Origin of the sequence: Mycobacterium conspicuum (genome assembly GCF_010730195.1) — a bacterium.
GTDB lineage: Bacteria > Actinomycetota > Actinomycetes > Mycobacteriales > Mycobacteriaceae > Mycobacterium > Mycobacterium conspicuum.
Genome location: NZ_AP022613.1, coordinates 935240 through 955056, shown reverse-complemented (window position 1 = coordinate 955056; position 19817 = coordinate 935240). Strand labels below are relative to the sequence as shown.

At 65.0% G+C, this 19817-nt stretch carries 16 protein-coding genes; 2 read left to right on the top strand and 14 right to left on the bottom strand.

From position 1 onward, the window contains the following. Positions 1–43 precede the first annotated feature (43 nt). The 14 genes from G6N66_RS04535 to G6N66_RS04470 all read right to left on the bottom strand — a co-directional run bounded on the left by G6N66_RS04535 (position 44) and on the right by G6N66_RS04470 (position 17382). The gene (locus tag G6N66_RS04535) at positions 44–1594 is read right to left on the bottom strand and encodes an HD domain-containing phosphohydrolase (protein ID WP_085231450.1); all 1551 of its coding nucleotides are present in this window, start codon (positions 1592–1594) and stop codon (positions 44–46) included. Positions 1595–1638: 44 nt separating this feature from the next. After that, positions 1639–4467, bottom strand: a complete 2829-nt coding sequence (gene secA / locus G6N66_RS04530; RefSeq protein ID WP_085231451.1) for a preprotein translocase subunit SecA — start codon at positions 4465–4467, stop codon at positions 1639–1641. 96 nt (positions 4468–4563) lie between these two features. Continuing rightward, complete coding sequence (gene hpf / locus G6N66_RS04525; protein ID WP_372515619.1) at positions 4564–5265, bottom strand: ribosome hibernation-promoting factor, HPF/YfiA family; 702 nt, start codon at positions 5263–5265, stop codon at positions 4564–4566. A 327-nt stretch (positions 5266–5592) separates the two neighbouring features. After that, a complete protein-coding gene (locus G6N66_RS04520; protein WP_085231562.1) occupies positions 5593–6234 on the bottom strand; it encodes a ComF family protein in 642 nt (213 codons plus the stop codon). Between the two features lie 29 nt (positions 6235–6263). Beyond that, the gene (locus G6N66_RS04515) at positions 6264–7100 is read right to left on the bottom strand and encodes a hypothetical protein (RefSeq protein ID WP_085231453.1); all 837 of its coding nucleotides are present in this window, start codon (positions 7098–7100) and stop codon (positions 6264–6266) included. A gap of 173 nt (positions 7101–7273) precedes the next feature. Continuing rightward, complete coding sequence (locus tag G6N66_RS04510) at positions 7274–7951, bottom strand: hemerythrin domain-containing protein (protein WP_085231454.1); 678 nt, start codon at positions 7949–7951, stop codon at positions 7274–7276. Between the two features lie 172 nt (positions 7952–8123). Further along, the gene (locus tag G6N66_RS04505; RefSeq protein WP_085231455.1) at positions 8124–9323 is read right to left on the bottom strand and encodes a cytochrome P450; all 1200 of its coding nucleotides are present in this window, start codon (positions 9321–9323) and stop codon (positions 8124–8126) included. A gap of 234 nt (positions 9324–9557) precedes the next feature. Beyond that, positions 9558–10784, bottom strand: coding sequence for an FAD-dependent oxidoreductase (locus tag G6N66_RS04500; RefSeq protein WP_232079203.1), 1227 nt, complete (start codon positions 10782–10784; stop codon positions 9558–9560). Beyond that, the gene (locus G6N66_RS04495; RefSeq protein ID WP_085231456.1) at positions 10781–12469 is read right to left on the bottom strand and encodes a GMC family oxidoreductase; all 1689 of its coding nucleotides are present in this window, start codon (positions 12467–12469) and stop codon (positions 10781–10783) included. The genes G6N66_RS04500 and G6N66_RS04495 overlap by 4 nt, the downstream gene beginning before the upstream one ends. Positions 12470–12507: 38 nt before the next feature. After that, positions 12508–13227, bottom strand: a complete 720-nt coding sequence (locus G6N66_RS04490) for an SDR family NAD(P)-dependent oxidoreductase (RefSeq protein ID WP_085231457.1) — start codon at positions 13225–13227, stop codon at positions 12508–12510. A gap of 23 nt (positions 13228–13250) precedes the next feature. Then, positions 13251–14273, bottom strand: coding sequence for an NAD(P)H-dependent flavin oxidoreductase (locus tag G6N66_RS04485; protein WP_263988250.1), 1023 nt, complete (start codon positions 14271–14273; stop codon positions 13251–13253). Further along, positions 14266–15075 carry a Crp/Fnr family transcriptional regulator gene (locus G6N66_RS04480; RefSeq protein ID WP_085231458.1) on the bottom strand — a complete coding sequence of 270 codons (810 nt, stop codon included), beginning with the start codon at positions 15073–15075 and terminating at the stop codon, positions 14266–14268. The genes G6N66_RS04485 and G6N66_RS04480 overlap by 8 nt, the downstream gene beginning before the upstream one ends. Before the next feature lie 187 nt (positions 15076–15262). Beyond that, complete coding sequence (locus G6N66_RS04475; protein WP_085231459.1) at positions 15263–16525, bottom strand: condensation domain-containing protein; 1263 nt, start codon at positions 16523–16525, stop codon at positions 15263–15265. Beyond that, positions 16522–17382 carry a class I SAM-dependent methyltransferase gene (locus tag G6N66_RS04470; RefSeq protein WP_085231460.1) on the bottom strand — a complete coding sequence of 287 codons (861 nt, stop codon included), beginning with the start codon at positions 17380–17382 and terminating at the stop codon, positions 16522–16524. Before G6N66_RS04470 ends, G6N66_RS04475 begins: the two co-directional genes overlap by 4 nt. Positions 17383–17595: 213 nt before the next feature. Between G6N66_RS04470 and G6N66_RS04465 the strand changes: the two genes are divergently transcribed. Next, a complete protein-coding gene (locus G6N66_RS04465; RefSeq protein ID WP_085231461.1) occupies positions 17596–18588 on the top strand; it encodes a helix-turn-helix transcriptional regulator in 993 nt (330 codons plus the stop codon). Positions 18589–18657: 69 nt separating this feature from the next. After that, positions 18658–19758, top strand: a complete 1101-nt coding sequence (locus G6N66_RS04460) for an LLM class flavin-dependent oxidoreductase (RefSeq protein ID WP_085231462.1) — start codon at positions 18658–18660, stop codon at positions 19756–19758. The last annotated feature ends 59 nt before the right edge of the window (positions 19759–19817 follow it).

The window sequence follows — 19817 nt, the reverse complement described above, 5'->3', positions numbered from 1 at the left end:
CGTCCCCGCGGCCGGCCGCCCGCGCATGAGGCATCCACCCCAATTAGTGGGGCGCGCTGCCGGTCAGGCCGTGCCGTGTCGCGTACAGGCTGGCCCCGATCCGGTTCGAGACACCGATCTTGGCGTAGATGTGCTCGACGTGATTGCGCACCGTCTTCTCCGAAATCCAAAGGGCCGAGGCGATCTGGCGGTTGGACAACCCCTGGGCAACATGGAGCAAGACCTCGGCCTCGCGCCGGGTCAGCCCCGCCGGCCTGGCCGCCGTGCGCGACGGCCGGTGGCCGGCGGCCTCCAACACGGCTTCAACCGCGCCGCCGTCCAGGCGGCCGCCTGCGGCTTCGCTTCGCAGCTTCTTGGCCGCGGCGGCCTCGTCCAGTGCATCGCGATACGGCCGTGGTTCCATTGCGGCGCAATAGCTTTCGGCGGCAGCCAGCACCCGGTCGCGAAGCGAGAGGTCCTCGCCCCGCAGACCGTTGGGATAACCCGACCCGTCCAGTCGTTCGTGATGGTTCACCGCGACCTCCCGGACGGCCTTCAGCCCGCCGACCCGGGCCAGGATCCGGCCGGTCAAATACGGATGCAAATTCACCCGCTCGCGTTCGGCGTGGGTTAGTTCGCCGGGCTTTTCCCAGACGCGGTTGGACACACCGATCCGGCCGAGATCGTGCACGTGGCCCGCGCGGCGCAGAACGTCGACGTCGTCTGGCGGCAGCCCCGCGCATTTCCCGGCGTTTTCCGCCAGCTGGGCGACGGCGCGCGAATGGCCCAGGGTGAAAGGACATTTCAGATCGACAAAGTCGCCCATCGCGCACAGCAGTCGGTCCAACGCGGCATCGTCCAGCGCGGCGCCCGGGTCCGGCGCCAACTCGGCGGCGGTCGACCACACATCCTCGTGCTCGCGCAGCAGGTCGTCGGCGGCCGCGGCGAACGCCGCGACCACATCGGGGTCGAACTGTTTGCCGCTGCGGCGGCGCACCTCCGCGATCGCGGCCTCCGCGCCGTACGTGCGGTGGTGCACTTCCGCGATGTCGGCAAGCTGCGCCACCCGCATCGCCATCGGTATCTGGGATCCGGCCGCCCCGGCGGGAAGACCGCTGCCGTCCCACCGTTCGTACGCGAACGGCAGGGCCTCGCCCACATCCGCGCCCAGGCCGATCTCCTCGGCGAGCAACGCGGCCGACAGGCAATGCGACTGCACCAACGCGCCGAGATTCCCACGCGCGTCGAGAAATACCTTGGCGGCCAACTGGGCTCGTTTCGGCAACGCCGATCCACGGCCCAGATTGCCCATCAGAAATCGCCGGTACGGCGCACCCGACCAGTCAATCAAGTGGCTGGCCCGCCGCATCGCGATGTCGTCGCCGAACCACCGGGCGTACTCGTGAGAGTCGGCATGACAGCCGATCCACATCACCAGATTCGTGTAGAAAACGGTTCCGCGCTCACGCTCGCCGAGCCCCAGCCGCTCCGCCAGCCGCGCGCCCATCACCGCCGACCGCAGCATGTGATCCATCGGCTGCCCCAGCCCGAGGTCGATCGCCAAGGACAGCGCCGCCAGGATCTCGGTCCGCGACACGGCTGTGTCGAAGGGCATGAAACGCGCCCCTTTCTCGAGCCGGTCGGGCGAAGATCGCGCGGCTAACGCCGTTTGACCGATTTCGGCGGCTTGGTCCCCCGGCCCTGTTGGCGCGCGGCGGCCCGCCGTTCGCGTCGGCTGGCCCCGGCCGGCACCCCCGCCGGCGTCTTCTCGGCACCGCCGCCGTTTCGCTGCAACTGCGCCGAGCCGTCCTCGGACGGTCCGGAATAGGTCAGCGCGGGCGCCTCGTTATCAATACCCTTGGCGCGCAACGTACTTGGTGGCTCTTCCCGCCCGGTTGGGGCCGGGGCATCGGCCGTCAATTCCGCCAACCCTTCGGGCGCTTCGACGGGTGCGACCTCAACCTGCGGGGCCGGCACCGCCTCCACGCTGACGTTGAACAGGAAGCCTACCGACTCCTCCTTCATGCCGTCGAGCATGGCCATGAACATGTCGTAGCCCTCGCGCTGATACTCCACCAGCGGATCGCGCTGCGCCATCGCACGCAGCCCGATGCCCTCCTTGAGGTAGTCCATCTCGTAGAGGTGCTCGCGCCACTTGCGGTCGATGACGTTGAGCAGCACGTTGCGTTCCAGCTGGCGCATCGCCCCCTCGCCCGCCAACTCCTCGAGCTCGGCTTCCCTTGCGGCATAAGCACGTTCGGCGTCCTTGAGCAGCGCGTCCAGCAACTCGTCGCGGGTGAGCTCGTCGCGGTCGGAGTCGGTGTCCGGGTGCGTCAGATCCTCGTGGGAGATCCCGACCGGGTACAGCGTCTTGAGCGCCGTCCACAGCGCGTCCAGGTCCCAGTCCTCGGCGTAGCCTTCGGCCGTCGCGCCGTCGACGTAGGCGGTGATGACATCGACCAGCATGTCGGTGGCCTGTTGCTGCAGGTTCTCGCCCTCGAGAATGCGGCGACGCTCGGCGTAGATCACCTTGCGCTGCTGGTTCATCACCTCGTCGTACTTCAGGACGTTCTTGCGCACCTCGAAGTTCTGCTGCTCGACCTGGGTCTGCGCGCTCTTGATCGCGCGGGTCACCATCGGGGATTCGATGGGCACGTCGTCGGGCAGGTTGATCCGGGTGAGCATGGTCTCGAGCATGGCGCCGTTGAAGCGGCGCATCAGCTCGTCGCCCAGCGACAGGTAGAACCGCGACTCGCCGGGGTCGCCCTGGCGGCCGGAGCGGCCGCGCAGCTGGTTGTCGATGCGCCGCGACTCGTGGCGTTCGGTGCCCAGCACGTACAGGCCGCCGGCCTCGATCACTTCCTTGGCCTCGGCGGCGGCCTCCTCCTTGACCAGGGGCAGTTCCTCGTGCCAGGCCGCCTCGTACTCGTCGGGCGTTTCGACCGGGTCCAGGCCGCGCTCGCGCAGCCTCAGGTCGGTCAGGAAGTCGACGTTGCCGCCCAGCACGATGTCGGTGCCGCGGCCGGCCATATTGGTGGCCACCGTGATGCCGCCGCGCCGGCCGGCCTCGGCGATGATGGCGGCCTCTTGTTCGTGGTACTTGGCGTTGAGCACGTTGTGCGGCAGGCGCCGCTTGGTGAACTGGCGCGACAGGTACTCCGAGCGCTCCACGCTGGTGGTGCCGATCAGCACCGGCTGGCCCTTCTCGTAGCGTTCCGCGACGTCGTCGACGACCGCGATGAACTTGGCCTCTTCGGTCTTGTAGATGAGGTCGGACTGGTCCTCGCGGATCATCGGCTTGTTCGTCGGGATGGACACGACGCCGAGCTTGTAGATCTCGTGCAGCTCGGCCGCCTCGGTCTGGGCGGTGCCGGTCATGCCGGCCAGCTTGTCGTAGAGCCGGAAGTAGTTCTGCAGCGTGATGGTGGCCAGCGTCTGGTTCTCGGCCTTGATCTCGACGTGCTCCTTGGCCTCGATGGCCTGGTGCATGCCCTCGTTGTAGCGGCGGCCGATCAGCACGCGGCCGGTGAACTCGTCGACGATCAGCACCTCGCCGTCGCGCACGATGTAGTCCTTGTCGCGGTTGAACAGCTCCTTGGCCTTCAACGCGTTGTTCAGGTAGCTGACCAGCGGGGAGTTGGCGGCCTCGTACAGGTTGTCGATGCCGAGCTGGTCCTCGACGAACTCCACCCCGAGTTCGTGCACGCCGACGGTGCGTTTACGCAGGTCGACCTCGTAGTGAACGTCCTTTTCCATCAGCGGGGCCAGCCGGGCGAACTCGGTGTACCAGTTCGACGCGCTGTCGGCCGGGCCCGAGATGATCAGCGGCGTGCGGGCCTCGTCGATCAGGATGGAGTCGACCTCGTCGACGATGGCGTAGCTGTGCCCGCGCTGCACCAGATCGTCGAGCGAATGGGCCATGTTGTCGCGCAGGTAGTCGAAGCCGAACTCGTTGTTGGTGCCGTAGGTGATGTCGGCGTTGTAGGCCACTCGGCGCTGCTCCGGGGTCATCTGGGCCAGGATCACCCCGACCTGCAGCCCGAGGAAGCGGTGCACGCGACCCATCCACTCGCTGTCGCGCTTGGCCAGGTAGTCGTTGACCGTGACGATGTGGACGCCGTCGCCGGCCAGCGCGTTGAGGTAGGCCGGCAGCACGCAGGTCAGGGTCTTGCCCTCGCCGGTCTTCATCTCGGCGACGTTGCCCAGGTGCAGCGCGGCCGCGCCCATCACCTGCACGTCGAACGGGCGCTGGTCGAGCACCCGCCAGGCCGCCTCGCGGGCCACGGCGAACGCCTCGGGCAGCAGGTCGTCGAGCGTCTCGGGGTTTTTGGGGTCGGCCAGCCGCTTGCGGAACTCGTCGGTCTTGGCCCTCAGCTCGGCGTCGCTGAGCTTCTCGACGTCGTCGGACAGCGTGTTGACATAGTCGGCCACCTTTTTGAGGCGTTTGACCATGCGGCCTTCACCGAGGCGCAGCAACTTCGACAGCACAGGCACAGCTATGTCCCCTGTTGGTAGGAGTCTTGTTCTACGAGACTCCCATCGTAGGTGACAACCCTGCGATGACCGCTCGCCAGGACAGTCTGATCAGGCCAGTCGGATCAAGCCGTAGTCGTAGGCGTGCCGCCGGTAGACCACCGAGGGCCGTTCGGTCTGCTTGTCGTAGAACAAGAAGAAATTGTGTCCGACGAGCTCCATCTCGTAGAGCGCGTCGTCGACCGTCATCGGCTTGGCCTCGTGCTCCTTGGTGCGCACGATGCGCCCCGGGGCGTGATCCCGGTCGAGGAAAACGGCCTCGTGTTCGTGCGGCTCGGTCGCCTCGTGGTCGAACGCCTGCTCCGGCGGCGGGATCGCTGCGGAGGCTGCGGTGGCTTGGGCCAGCGAAACCGGGGTCTTGTCGCCGTAGTGAACCTTGCGCCGGTCCTTGCCGCGACGCAGCCGGCTTTCCAGTTTGACGACGGCCGACTCGAGGGCGGCATAGAAGCTGTCGGCACACGCTTCGCCCCGGACCACCGGCCCGCGACCCCGCGCGGTGATCTCCACGCGCTGACAGGATTTACGCTGGCGCCGGTTGCGTTCGTGATTGAGCTCGACATCGAACAGGTAGATCGTCCGGTCGAACCGCTCCAATCGTGCGAGTTTCTGCGAGACATAGATGCGGAAGTGGTCGGGGATCTCGACGTTGCGGCCCTTGAACACCACCTCCGCGGTCGTCTCGGCGGTGTCAGTCGGTTCCATTGTTTCGTCGATTCCCACCGATGCACGGTCCAGAACCTGACCGGAATCCACGGTTACCCTTGACATACGCGACAACTCGTTTCTCTTTTCACGTCACGCGCGCCTTGCGCGGCGTCTTCGAATGGGAACGCGCCGACGGGGGTTGGAGCGGCTCACGTCACGATCACCGCCAAGGCAGCCCGCCGATGCAAGGGGTCGAATACTCACCTCCTACCGGGTGGCGCCTCAACCTGGAAAAAACCTGCTAATCGCGACTATTGGTCACTTTTAGTCTCAGAAGGTTGTTCTCGACGGTAGCTCGTGTTCGCCCCGGCGTGCCACCCTTTGCCCGAGCTGTTGCGAGTTCTTCACATGTTCTCATCGGAAACTCAGGCGCAGCTAGGCGAACGCGACCGCCAGCACCGCGGCCACCCGGGCCCCGGCGGCCTGCAGGACACGGACGGACTCGCGCGCGGTCGCCCCGGTGGTGACGATGTCGTCGACGAGCACCACCTCGGCGCCGAGCAGCCTCCCGGGCGCACCGCTTAACAGCACCCGGCCGGCAACATTGCGCTCGCGCGCGGAGGTCGTCAGGCCCACCGAGTCACGCGCCGACGCCCGCATGCGCAGCGCCCGCACGACGCTAATCTCCGGATGGCCCGCCACCGCTATCGTCGCGACCCTGGCGACCGGGTCGCCGCCGCGACGGCGCGCCGCCCACCGCCGCGTCGGCGCGGGCACGATCGTCAGCGGCGTCTCGACCATCCCCCACACCAGCAGCCGGTGCACGCCGGTGGCGAGCGCACGGGCCAGCGGCGCGACGAGGTCTCCGCGCCCACGCTCCTTCATCGCCAGGATCGCCTGGCGGCGGGCACCGGCGTAGCGGCCGAGCGCGAAGACCGGAACCTGCGGGTCGATGCGCGGGTTGACCACGTGCGGCTGATCGGCGGCGACCGTGAGCTCCTTGGCGCAGGCGTCACACCAGCGGGTGGCGGGCGCGCCGCAACCCCCGCACTCCAGCGGCAGGATGAGGTCGAGCATGGCCGCCAGTGTGGCGCCCGGGGGTGACATCAGTCGGTGGTGAACAGCGATGGCCACGCAAAGCTGAGCGCTCCCTGGCTCAGTTGGCTGATGACGTCTTCCAGATGCCGCAGCGGCAAGTCCATCCGCCATTCCGGCAGCAGCCCCGAAACCTGCAACGATTCCGCGCCCAGGGTCACGTCGGTGACCAACAGCCCATGCGGCACGTCGGGCAGGGGCACCGCTTGGGCGGGCGTCCGGTCCGGCAGTTTCCAGCGCTTGGCCCCGGTGTGCAGCGCGCGCGGCCGCACCCACAGCGTCGTCCCGACCACATCGACGTCGACCTCGAGGCTGCCCAAGCCGGGCCGGCGGGCCCAGTGCAGCCGCGCGGTGCGATCCCCGTTGAGCTGGGCGTGCAGCCGCGGCGCCGCCTGACGCAGCATGTCGTCAAAAGCCTTGGCCGGCAACTCCGTTGACAATTCGACCGGGGCGGCGATCACCAGCGGCGGCACGCCCGGGCGGATGTGCACGTTGCGCAGGACGGCGATGGCGCTCTGCAGGTGCTGATCGCTCCACTCGATGTCGCGTGCGGCCACCCGGATCTCACCGAGCTGACCGACGGTCAGGCCCGCCGGCTCGAGCTCCGAGTCCAGCTCGGTGACGGTCAGCGCCACGTCGACCTCGCCCATCCGGATCGTGACCCGCTTGCCGACGAGCAGCTGCTGCAGCGTAAGGAACACCGTCCGATACGGCATCGCCACGGCCTGCGCCGCCGAACCGGTGACCGACGGCAGCCCGGTGGACGACCATAACGAGCCCAGCATGTCCAGGGCGCGGAACGGATCATCCCAGCGCAGGCGGGGAACTTTGGGTGACTTGGGTGACATGGGGGCGACTCCTGCTTGCGAGGGTAGCCCGTGGCCTAGCCCGTGACTCAGCCCGGCAGCACCGGCACGGCGCCGGGCACCGTCAGCCCCGACACCGCCGACCAGCCCTGCTCGTTTTGCGCGACGGACGCCGAATACTGAAGCACCCCTTCCAGATGGTTTGGGCCGATCGGTCAAGCGGTGGGCCCAAGCCGAGCTCGATAACCGGCCATAGCCGGTCGTGCAAGGAGCTTCACCAGCAACCGTTGCGGTGGCGGCATCCCGGCGAGGAAGCGTCGCCGCTCGTCGGCGTTGCATTGCTTTAGCGCCATGCCGACGAAGGCGAGGCCGAACCACATATCCCGGCCGCTAAGGAAGGAGCCGCCTCGTCCCGTCGCTGCGCGCCATTCGGCGTCGGTTAGGTTCTCGTTGATGAGCGGGACGACGCGTTCCTCCTCGGCACTGAGGTGATCGCGAACCAACTCTCCGAGCGCGTTGATCTCACACACCAACGCCTCCTCGGCCCCTGACTGGGCGCGCCGCGGGGTTCGGGGGCCACTTGCGGCGATCCACCCGGCCAACCTCAGCTCGACGCTGGCGGCCGCCTTCGCTATGAAGTCGTGTTCACTTTCCATCCGCTGGATGTCTTCGGCATGCAAGGGTGTCCGATCATGCAGCTTCGGCCACAGCAGCTCGTCTTCGGCCGTGTGGTGGTGGTGCAGCGCTTTCAGTACGTTTGCGATGTGGCCGGCCACACGCTTGCGGCGGCCATGCTGACCGGGCTGCACGCGGCGGACGAGCTCCGCAGCACCGTCGAGCTCGTTGCGGAAAATGCGGTGAACCAGGGCCATTTCGAATGCGTCGGTTGCCATCGTTTATTCAACCCGGCTCGGAGCGGTCGACGATTGGACCTTCAGCAAGATCATTTCGGGCGCCGTCTGGCGAAAATCAGGGCCGCGCACACGATCCTCCTTTCGGTCGGGGTACGGGGCTGCCTCGCAGCCGATAGCCACACGACGTATCTGAGTATCGAGATCTCTAATATCATTGCGGCACAGATGGTTTCGACGGCGTGAATAGTACTGGCATCGATTCCGGTCCGCTGACGAAATTTGCCGGCCGCAACGGCAACTCGGCGTCGCCGGCCAGCCGCAAATCAGGCAGTCGCTGAAGCAGCCGCGTAAGCATCAGTGAAAGTTCCAGTCGCGCCAGCTTGTTCCCTAGGCAAAAATGCGTGCCAAAGCCGAATGCCAGGTGCTTGTTGGGGTTGCGGTCGATGCAGAATCGCTCCGGATGGTCAAAGATCGTCTCGTCGAAGTTCGCCGACTCGAACAGCAGCATGATCTTCTCGCCGGCATGCAGCGCCGTGCCGTGAAACACGGTGTCGGCGGTCAGCGTGCGGCACATGTTCTTTATCGGCGAAGTCCACCGAAGCATCTCCTCGACCGCATGCGGTAGCAGATTGGGTTCTTCGCGCAGCCTGTTCCATTGGTCGCGATTCCGCAGCAGCTGCTCGACCCCGCCGGAGAGAGTGTGCCTAGTGGTCTCGTCGCCGCCGATCAGAATCAATAGTGACTCAAGCACGATTTCGTCATCGGACAACGTGCGTCCATCCACTTCGGCATCCACCAGGACGCTGAACAGGTCGTCCGTCGGCTCAATCCGGCGTTGGGTAATCATGTCCGTCGCGAACGCCGTGTATTCGGCGAACGCATCCATCACCGCTCGCACCGATTGTGCGTCGTCCGGCGACGCCGGGCCACCAACGAGATCGTCGGACCATTTCAGCAGCGTCGTGCGATCCTCGGGCAGCACACCGAGCATGTCGCCGATCACCGCCATCGGCAGTGGCGCGGCGATGTCACGGACAAAATCGCACTCCCCCGACTCGCACACCGCATCGATCAACTCGTCACAAAGCCTGCCGATGGATGGCACCTTCCCCACTACCCGGGTGCCGGTGAACGCCGCGCTGACGAGCTTGCGCCGCAACAGATGTTCGGGGTCGTCCATCTCAACCATGTAGGGCTTGCCCGGGTACTCGGGCCGGATTCCGCCGGCGTTGGAAAACCGCTGTGGGTCGCGTTCGGCATCGATGACGGCCTGATACGTCGCGGCCGCGGCCAACCCGTTCCGATCTCGAAAGACCGGCTGGTTGGCCCGCATCCAGCGATACGCGTCGCGCGCGCCCCCGCCAGAGTAGAACCTGCCGTCGGTCAGGTCGACGTCAAGAATCTGCAACATGGGCTATCGCTCCGGTTAGCACTTATTGCTGGTAACGCTATGTACCCCAACCCAATCCGGCTAGCCGCTGCGCGCGGACTGCTGGACAGATTGCGTCACGGTCGGTCTCCAGTGGCCGTGACCGCGATCACCGACACGGGCGATCCGCAGCATCATCGCCGGCCGCAGCAGCGAAGCCGGCGGGTCGATCATTCCCACCACGCGTAGAAATTGTTCCGCCACAACAGGGTCCGTCTAGGCCGCTATCATCACCCGTTCCAGGAAGGCATTGGTGATTCGCATCGAGATCGGCCGCGGTCCGGCCACTTGCGGCAGGGCCAGATCAGCGCCGACGGCAGTCCGCCAGGCCACGGCAATGTTCTTGGCGGAGTCGTGGTAGAACCGTCGCGGCAGATGGCGATCTTCATGCCGCAGACAGTTGCCCAGCACCACCGCGTCCAGCGCGGCCATCGTCATGCCCTGGCCGTAGACGGGGTTGAAGCCGCAGATGGCGTCGCCGACGACGATCAATCCGTCGGGCAGTCGGCGCATCTTGTCGTACCGCCGCCACCGATTCGACGGTACCCGGTAGCGGGTTACCGGCCCCACGGGTTGGGCCGTCCGGACCGCCGCAAGAATGTCGACTGGCGCGAGTTGTTCTACGAATTCCAGCATTTCGGCGTATTCGGTTGGCGGTTGGCTTCCCGCCAGCGCGGTGAGGGTGAGCACCCAGTCGTCGTTCTCATTGCCCACCAGAACAAAGCCGGCCGGCAGGCCCGCCTCGGGCAGCCGCCCGACCAACCGTGTGTGGAGCGTTCCGGTTGGGATTTTCAGCATTTGGCTGGCGTAAGCCACCCGCACCATCAGCTCGTTCTCGGGAGGACGCCCGTAACCCAACTTTTCCAGAAAGACGGGCGTTCGCGAGCCTCGGCCCGTCGCGTCGACGACCAGCTGCGCGGTCAGCGCCGTCTCGCCTTGATCTCGGCCCGCCACACGCACTCCCGAAATCCGCGTACGGTCGGCGGTCGCTGTCAAGTCGGCCGCCCCGCATCGATCCACAAGGGTGACATTCGGTATGGCCCGGATTCGTTGTCGCAGGCGATATTCCAGTAACGGGCGGCTCGGGTAGTACTGTGCGTACGCTTCGGGGCAGCGCAGGCTTCCGGTGCGCACCAGCCGATGGCCGCCAAACGATAAGTCGATCTTCGAAAGGTCTCCGTCAGCCCACACGGGGGCGCCGTCGGCGACGAGCTCATGCAGAATTCCGGGAAACAACTCGTTCAGAATCGGCGGGCAGCGTGCCAGCAACAGATGACCGTGCGCGGCTTGTGGTACCCCGCGCCGGCTCAGTGGACCAGCCGGAAGGACGTCTCGATCCACCACCGTCACATGTTCGTAGTGGTCGGCCAGCACCCGGGCGGCGAGCAACCCGCTGATGCTGGCGCCGATGACCACGGCCCGACGACCAAGCGCGGGAATCACGAACTTTCCAATTCACTCACGGATTCGGCGTCATCGAGCGTGATCACCGCGCCTTGCCCCGACATTCCGTGTTCCGACCTGATCTCATCGCCGGCGCGCTCGCCGATGACCACGCACGGCGCCATCGTGTTTCCGCTGGTTATTCTGGGCATGATCGAGGCATCGGCGACTCGGAGGTTTTCGATGCCATGGACCTTCAGACTGCCGTCGACGACCGAGAGCGAATCGTGGCCCATCTTGGCCGTGCCGACCATGTGCCAGTAGGTGATCGCGGCATCCCGGAGGTAGGCCAGAAGTTCTTCATCCTTCAATCGGCCAGGCATAACCTCGCGCTTGAACAATTGTCGGTTTCCGAGCAGCGCGGAATTGCCGACGGCGCGCATGTCCTCGACGCATTTCACGGCGAGCCGCAGATCGTCGGGATGTGACAGACCGTTGTGCATCACCCTGGCGGGCTGATCGGGATCTGAACTTGTCAACGCAACGCTGCCGCGGCTATCGGGATGCGTGAGCGCGCCGATCATCGTCCACCCCATCTCGGGTAGGCCGAATCGCGCGATGTTCTCCTGGCTTGCCAGCACCATCGCTCCTTGGCAGGCGAACAAATCGGGCTCGTTCAGGTCGTCCCGACTCGCCCAGAACATCGCAGCGTCACCCGGCTGATCTGCCGGAGGGCAGGCGGGGATTTCCCAGATGCACGAGAAGCCAAGGTGGTCCTGGAAGTTCAGACCCACCCCGGGCAGATGCTGTTTGGTGGGTATTCCCAATGGCCGCAAGATGTCCTGGTCGCCGATTCCGGAGAGCATGAGGATCTTGGGGGTATGGATAGCGCCCGTCGACAGCACGACCTCCGCGCCGGCCCGGAACCTGCGCAGTTCGTCGCGGTAGCAGACCTCGACTGCGATCGCCCGACTGCCATCGACAAGCACGCGCCGAACGAGAGCGTTCGCCAGCACGGTCAGGTTGGGCCGGTCCATGTACGGATATGTGTACGAACGGAAGGCCGAACGACGCTTGCCGCCGCGAGCTCGAACTTCGATGATCGCCGCCCCACCCCTGCCCTCCATCATCTTTCCGTTCGCCTGGTCGAAGGCGCCGATGCCCAGACATTCGGCGGCTTGCAGCACCAATCGACCGGCGGGATGGGGATCGCATTTGGGCTGCACATAAACAGGTCCACCGCTGCCCCTGCGTTCAGGGTCGGGGGCGCCCTGCCAATCCTCAATGCGGCGGTAGATATCCAGAACCGACGCATAGCTCCACGCCTTGTTGTCCGACGCGGCGGCGAAGAAATCCCAATCCGCCCTGTGCCCCCTGGCCCAGGCCATCAGATTGATGCTCGAGCCGCCACCAAGGACCTTGCCCATCGAGAGGGTCAGCGCCCGGTCGTTGAGGTGCTGATTAGGTTCAGACCGAAAGGCCCAATCCGTCGCGCTGCCCAGATTTGTGTGCCACAGCTTCGATTCGGTGACACACGGCATGTCGTCGCCACCTCCCGCCTCCAGCAACAGGACGTTCGCTGAGGGATCCTCGGCCAGCCGACGGGCAACGACGCAACCCGACGATCCCGCACCACAGACGATGAAGTCGTACTCCTGTTTGAGGTCGGCGGCTAGGCGGTCCTGATTGACCCGGATCCGCAGGTCCAGCTCGTCGTCCACGTCATCGGTTGCAGCAGTTGACATCTGTCGTACCTCACTGGCTCCGGCTCGATCGGTTGTGGTCAATGGCCCGCGCTCTGACCGCCATCGACGTGGAGGATCTCGCCGGTGACGAAGGGCGCCGTTTCGAGGTAGAGCGCACCGTGCACGATGTCGGCGACGGTGCCGATCCGGTTTTGTGGGTGCATCCTTGCGTAAGATGCACGCACATCGACTCCTGCATGCATGGGCGTGTCGACGACGCCGGGAGATATCGCGTTGACCCGGATTCCGTGCCGCGCATACTCGATGGCCAACGATTTGGTGACAGCGGTCAAACCACCCTTGGTGAGTGCGGTCAATGCTGCCGGCACGGCAGCGTTCGCCTGCTCAACCAGAGTGCTGGTGATGTTGACGACATGACCGCCACTGCCCTGCGCGAGCATCACCTCGATGGCGCGTTGCGCAACGTGAACAAAGCCGAGCAGGTTCACTGACGTCACACGTGCATAGTCATCGAGGCTGTACTTGGTGAACGGCTTGGCGATGAACACACCGGCGTTGTTGACCAGAGTGTCGATGCGGCCAAATCGTCCCACTGCCGCGACGACGAGGCGCTCGGCTGTGGCGGGATCGGCGATATCTCCTGCGACGGTGACGACCTCGGGGTGAGACGAGTCGGTGATGGTGCGGGAATTGGCGATCACGCGGTAACCTTGCTTGCGGTACGCCTCGACCAATCCTGCACCGATTCCGCGCGATGCGCCGGTGACGATCGCGACTTTTTCGCCGCCGAATTCCATTGCGGTACCTCTTTCCGTTTGCTTCAGCCGGCCAGCCCCCGCACGATGTCGGCGGCCGGGCCAGTCTTGGTATTACCGAAGGCCACACCAGCCCACAGTGCAATGCCGTGCGGGTCACCCAATTTCGCTGCTGCCTCCTGGATTGGCGCAGTCATCATCGCGACATCGGGAAAGCCGAATGTGGCTTCACCGTCGTGCTTTTCGATGAATCGGTTGCGCAATGCGCGCGCGTACCGTCCGGTGAACGCGGGCGTCACCACCGTTTCGGTGAACCGCGGATCGCACAGAGCAGCCCGATGCACCGGATTGGTTCCGGCCTCGTCGGCGCGCAAGAGCGCGGTGCCGAGTTGCACCGCAGCGGCACCGGCGGCGCGAAGCCGGCCAACATCGCGAGCTGTTCCCAGTCCCCCGGCCGCGACGACCGGACAGTCGAAACAGGCCACCAGGGCGGAGACAAGATCTTCCAGCGGGTGGCTGGGCGGTAGGGCAAGCGCGTCGAATGTCGCACGATGCCCGCCCGCTCCGGGACCTTGGGCCACCAAGGCATCCACGCCGGCGCTCAGCGCGATCATCGCTTCGCGGATCGAGGTGATCGTCCCGAGGGTCAAGATTCCGACCCTTTGCAGACGCCGGCACTCGTCATCGCTCGGTGAGCCGAACGTGAACGACACCACCTCCGGCCGCAGATCGCACACCACGTCGAGTTGCGCGGGCCACTCGTTGTCTGCACCATCCGGCTCACCGAGAGCCACGCCGTACCTTTCGGCCTCCTCAGCCAAGGCCGCGGCGAACGGTGCGAGCCGTTCGGGCTTACCCGCTGATCGCTGGCGCACAAAGAGATTCACTCCGATAGGACCCGATGTCAGCCTGCGCGTCGCGACGATGGCATCAGCTAAGTCTTCGGCCGACGACAATCCGGCCGGGAGAAAGCCAAGTCCGCCTGCGTTGGTCACCGCGGCCACCAACTCGGGTGTCGATGGGCCCCCGGCCATGGGCGCGCCCAGCACCCGAACGCTCAGATCCGGCAGGGTAAATCGATCAAGCACAAGCCACCTCCGACTTATCGGTCAGGCGCAGAGACGCGAGCGCCTGGCCTTCGGCGATCACAACGCTGTTGTCCTCCAACCGGATCCAGCCGCGCTGCTCAAAGTCGCGCAAAACCGCCACGGTCGTCCTGGGTTCGACGCCGACGAGCCGAGCGAACTCTTTCAACGTCAGGTCATGAACCACTCTCACCACATCGCCTTCCCGTCGGCCAAACCGCTTCCGCAAAGACAGCAGCCGGCTCGCGATGCGCTCCCGCGTGTCGGCGAATGCGAAGTCGGCCATGGAGTTCGTCGTCGCGTCTGCCCACCGGGCGAACAGACGCAGAACCTGATCGATGATCTCGGGGTGTGCAACCATCCAAGCCGTCAGTAAATCGCGTTCAATCGGTACCGCCAGCACATCAGTGAGGGTGGTTACGCTGGTTTCTCGCGATTCGGGGTCGAAAAGCGCCACGATACCGAATATTTCGGATCGCCCCAGTATGGTCAGAATGACCTCACTACCGTCGGGAAGCCGGTATGAGACCTTGACCTTGCCGGAAATGATCACGTACAGGCGCCGCGTAGGGCCACTCGGAGAGCCCACGATGCATCCGGGCCCGAACTGCTCGGGAGCGAGCTGCTTGGCCCAAGCGGACAACGTCTCGGGATTGGTCCTGCTAAAGATTCCCGATTCGGCCAGCGCCGTGTAGACGTTGCCGCTCGTTGAGTCTTCGCAGCGCAACTCGCAATGTGAAACCCGCTGCGCGGGAGGCTGCTCTGCCGTCGCGAGGGCCGTTGTTCGTAACCACAACAACGCCATGGCTAGTCACCGGTAAGAATGACGGCCGCTGAGTTGGTCATACCGCCAACGCTATGAATGCGAAGGCGAGACGACTACCCGCCCTACGCGGGCTATTAGCCATACTGCGCAGGTTGGGAGTGCAGCCGCGAATTCAGAGAAAGCGACGAATGCACGGGGCGATGCGGTGCGACCCCGACGCGGATCCTCAACGCCGGCGGTCCGATTCGCATGTAAGTGTCTGGCGGACACGTTCGAGGAACTGCCCCGTGGGGGTGTGCCCGCACGAGGTCATCCTCAGCTGGCCATCGTAGGTGACGACCCCGGTCACGTATTCCCCCTCGATCTGTGTCAGCACGATCGGACCCCAGATGGTCCGGGGTCGAATCGGTCCTAGGCGAGGCACGTATTGCACGCCCAGATTGGTGACGGTGAGCTCAAAAGGCAACACGGTCCGCAGAAAGTGTTCTGCTGCGCCGCAGTCGGCGTCGATCGAAAAATACTCTTCGATTACCGCAGACCCGAGCATCAGCCCGGCTGCGGATCTGGCCATCTTTAGCCGGTCGCCGGTCTGGCGCGCCTGATCCCAAAACGAGTTGCCATCTGCAGGCGGCATTCCGGTGCATGCGAAGGAGATGGATAGGCAGCAGCCGGCGCCTTGGTCCACAAGGTCCCTGGCGTTTATCGGGGTGTAAGTGCGGACGAATTCGTCACCGCACACTGCGCTACGCGCCCGGGAGGCGGCTGCGACGATCGCCGCATGCACGGTGGTGCGTTCCTCACGGCATCGCTCGTGAAGGCGCGCGGTGGCATCGCGGCCCAGGGCAATCCGGTGCAAGTACGGCGGACTCGCATCAAAGGGCCTGATCGATGTGGGCACACCCATGCGCGGATCGCCGACATCGGTTGACATAGCGGTGATGTGGACGGCACCCAATCTACGAGTTGCCAGTTCCTCGAGCGAATCCGGTAGTGGCAGAGCCGCCAGCGGTTGACCGTTGAGTGCGGCAACCAAGTCGTTGAGCACCAGCACGGCGGAGATTCCGTCGGAAATGACGTGATCGAATGTCAGAAGCAGAGCCGATGATTGACCCTGGGTGACAAGTGTTGCCCTCACGAGTGGAGCGGCGGCCGAATCGAAGGGTCGCGTGAGTTCCTGGGCCGCGATAGCTTGCCACGCTTGATCGGCGTCGCACAGGAACGTCAAACCTATCGATGCCGCAGGGTTAGCTTGGTAGAACCCCAATCCCGTCTCGGGGTCGTCTTCGATGTGTGCCGATAGCAACGGATGACGGCGCTGCACGGCGTCGAGCGCATCAATGACCAGATGGGCGTCTAGGGCTGCGTCGAATTCGGCGACCATGGTGAAAATGAGGGGATTGCGTTCGGAGTAGCGGTGCAAGCACCGTTCCCGCAGCCCCAGCGCACGCAGGAAGGCGGCGGCCCCTGCCGCGCCGCTTTCGCGTATCACTCTTCGTTTCTCCGAAAGCGGGGGTAGACCTTGGTGGACGCGCAAATCAGCGGCGGCATCACCACCACGGCTTGCGCCACGGCGATTTCGTCTTGCAAGCGTTGCCTTAGTGTGTCGAGATCGGCCAGCTCGGCCGGAACCAAGCCGCGCCGCTCGGCCAACGGGAAAACCGAGCGCCATGTCTCTGCCACGTAAGCCGGAATGTCAGCGTCGCCGGCCCCGCCCAGTGGGGCGCCGAGCGCCAGCCGCGGTGCGCCCAGACCGGCGCGACGAAACAGCGTCGGTAGTTTCGTTCCGAACGCCGGATCGACGCCCGCGGCCTGAAAGGCCTTGGCCGCAGTCTCTTTGATCGCCGCGAACAGGGGCAAGCCGGCGACATTGTATGCCCCGTTGGCGTCGGATTCACAAAACGCGACCAGGCCACCAGGCCGCACATTGGTGGCGAGATGGCGCAGCGCTGTCACGGGGTCGCGCAGGTGCATGAGAATGAGCCGGCCGATCACGGCATCGAAGGGCTGGTCCAAGGAGATGTCATCGATCGCAGTTGCCTCGAACCTCACCGTTTCGAGACCTTGGTCTGCGGCACGGGTGCGGGCGAGCGCGACGACCTCGGCGTTCGCATCGACGCCCAGTACCGCGCCGCGCTGTCCCACGATCCGAGCGGCGATGATCGACACATCACCCGGCCCGCAGCCCACGTCCAGCACCCGCATTCCAGGCCGCAGACCTGCCAGACGCAATGCGTGCTCGGTGAAGTCGTTGTACAGACGGCCCTGCAACAGCAGCCGCTGAATCTCCGCGTCGACATGACCGAGCACGTATGTGTTGTCGTCCGACAACGTTTGATTGATGCCCATGACCTTAACCTCGCTGAATCGGGTAAGCACGGCAAACGTTAACGAGCCCGACAAGCGCCGCCTAGCCGCACCGCGCAACGCTCTGGCCTGATTGCGCAGGTTACGAGCCCGCGTCTTGTTATCGCCGCGGAGTAGCCTGGACACTGGCATTAGCAGCGTCCCGGCGGTAGCTCGCCGACGCGATGGTGCCAGGAAGGTGGGAAGGCTGACCGAGTGATCGATCGGCAGACAGCTGGTATTTCGGATACCGGCGGATGGACGACGACGAAATCGCTTCACGACTTCGCCGTTCTGTGCTGCGAAGAACCCCACCTCGAACTGCGGGGCAAGCCGGGCACCTTTTCACTCACCCAGCGGACCGGTCGGTTGGGACCGATCGCCTTCAGCGAATTCGTCACGGACGCAGACGTATTCATGGATTCCGGCGAGCACTGCAGCGGGTATCGCATCAATGTTGTGCAGTCGGGCCGCCTCGAATCCATCCACCGTGGGCTGTCGCTCTGCACCGGCGCCGACACCGTAGCCGTGTATCAGCCGGAAGGTTACGGTGCCGCGCGCTGGGTGGCGGGCAGCCGGATGTTGGGCGTGAAGATCGACCGGGGCGCCGTCGAGGACGCGCTCGGTAATGCACTCGGTCGATCCTTGAAGTCGCAAGTGGACTTCGCACCCATCACGCCCATCGATGCCGCGCCGACTCGGAGCTGGGTCAACATGCTGAAGCTATTGGCGCAGCAATTTTCCCGGCCCGACAGCCTGTTCCACCAACCGTTGGTCGCGGGCCCATATGTCGACAGCCTCGTGCGCGGATTCTTGCTGGCCATCGGTCACCCGCATCGCGAAGCCGTAGCGACCGGCGCCGGTCAGGCCCCGCCCCGGACCATCCGCGTGGCAATCGACATCATCGAAGAGGAGGCCCACTTGCCGACGAACGTCTCCTCGCTTGCGGCACGCAGCCACGTCAGTGTCCGTTCCCTCCAAGAAGGCTTCCGCAACTATCTGGGAATGTCGCCGATGGCATATTTGCGCGAAGTCCGACTGCGTCGAGCACATCAGACACTGCGGGAGTCCGACCCATCGGAAATCACGGTGGCGTCAGTTGCGTACAACTGGGGATTCACCAATCTCGGCCGGTTCGCTAGCGCACATGCCAACCGGTACGGTGAGACGCCCTCGGTGACCTTGCACCGCAGGGCATTACCGCGTTAGGCGCAATCCGGCCAGAGGACCACGCGCTTCGGCTCGTCGATCCGCAGTCGCCGCAGTAGTTTCGAAACCATGCCTGAACGTGGAACGCCCTTGCGCAGAATGGGTTTTCTCACCATCGGCCGGTTCGACCCCGCCGATCCGCTACCCGGCCACGACGAGACGCTGCGGATGATCGAGCGCGCCGAAGTGCTGGGCTTCGACACTGTTTGGGTTCGGCAACGGCATCTACAACCGGGTATCTCCTCGCCGGTAGCGCTGCTGGCCGCCGCCAGCCAGCGCACCCGCCGAGTCGAGTTGGGTACCGCGGTTATCCCGCTTGGTCTCGAGAACCCGCTGCGGCTGGCCGAAGATCTGGCAACCGTCGACATCCTGTCCCACGGGCGACTCAACCCGGGCGTCTCGGTGGGCATGCCACTCCTCTACGAACATTTCAAAGCTGCGCTGTATCCGGAGACCCACGAGCTGGAGAACTTCTCGAAGGCGCGCGTGGTGCGATTGCTGGCGTGCTTGCGCGGCGATCCAGTCAGCGATTTCGAGGGAACCTTGGGCCACGACAAGTTCTTCCGTCGAGTCGAGCCTCATTCGCCCGGTCTGGCCGGCCGGGTCTGGTACGGCGGGGGGATGCACTCCGCAGTGTGGGCCGGGCTCCACGGCCTCAACTACCTCACCGCTAATCTGGTCAGCAGCGAAGGCACCCGATCGCTTGACTTCGCCACGATCCAGGCAGAGCACATCGAGGCGTTCCGCGCACACCATCCCAGCCCCGAAACCGCCCGTGTTGCACAGTCATTGGTGGTGATCCCGACAGACTCGGCGTCTGCCAAACAGGTAGATCGTTACCGAGCTTACGTTCAAAGCCGCATCAGACGCACCGGGCAACCTGCGGGCCCGCGTGGCATGGTCGCCTCGCCCGACTTCGTCGGCACATCCGAGGAACTCGCCGAGGTACTCCACGCCCACGCGGGCTTTCACCGCGTCGACGAGGTGGCCTTCGCATTGCCACACGGCTTTGACGAAGACGATCACGTACAAATCGTCACCGACATGGCCGAGAAACTCGGACCGAAGTTGGGATGGGCTCCAGGTCAGCAACATCATGAGCGAACACGCTTACAGCACAACCACATTCGCGGCGCGAGTGATCAAGAATGGACTGTCGGTGCAAAATAGCCTCACGTCGAATCGGGGTAGCTATCGACGTCTGTTAGGTGAATTCAGCGCAGCACTTT

What these genes read in the sequence shown, in the direction of transcription:
- G6N66_RS04535 (WP_085231450.1), bottom strand. Translation starts at nt 1,594, where the DNA reads ATGCCCTTCGACACAGCCGTGTCGCGGACCGAGATCCTGGCGGCGCTG.
- G6N66_RS04520 (WP_085231562.1), bottom strand. Translation starts at nt 6,234, where the DNA reads ATGCTCGACCTCATCCTGCCGCTGGAGTGCGGGGGTTGCGGCGCGCCC.
- G6N66_RS04515 (WP_085231453.1), bottom strand. Translation starts at nt 7,100, where the DNA reads ATGTCACCCAAGTCACCCAAAGTTCCCCGCCTGCGCTGGGATGATCCG.
- G6N66_RS04510 (WP_085231454.1), bottom strand. Translation starts at nt 7,951, where the DNA reads ATGGCAACCGACGCATTCGAAATGGCCCTGGTTCACCGCATTTTCCGC.
- G6N66_RS04505 (WP_085231455.1), bottom strand. Translation starts at nt 9,323, where the DNA reads ATGTTGCAGATTCTTGACGTCGACCTGACCGACGGCAGGTTCTACTCT.
- G6N66_RS04495 (WP_085231456.1), bottom strand. Translation starts at nt 12,469, where the DNA reads ATGTCAACTGCTGCAACCGATGACGTGGACGACGAGCTGGACCTGCGG.
- G6N66_RS04490 (WP_085231457.1), bottom strand. Translation starts at nt 13,227, where the DNA reads ATGGAATTCGGCGGCGAAAAAGTCGCGATCGTCACCGGCGCATCGCGC.
- G6N66_RS04480 (WP_085231458.1), bottom strand. Translation starts at nt 15,075, where the DNA reads ATGGCGTTGTTGTGGTTACGAACAACGGCCCTCGCGACGGCAGAGCAG.
- G6N66_RS04470 (WP_085231460.1), bottom strand. Translation starts at nt 17,382, where the DNA reads ATGGGCATCAATCAAACGTTGTCGGACGACAACACATACGTGCTCGGT.
- G6N66_RS04460 (WP_085231462.1), top strand. Translation starts at nt 18,658, where the DNA reads ATGCCTGAACGTGGAACGCCCTTGCGCAGAATGGGTTTTCTCACCATC.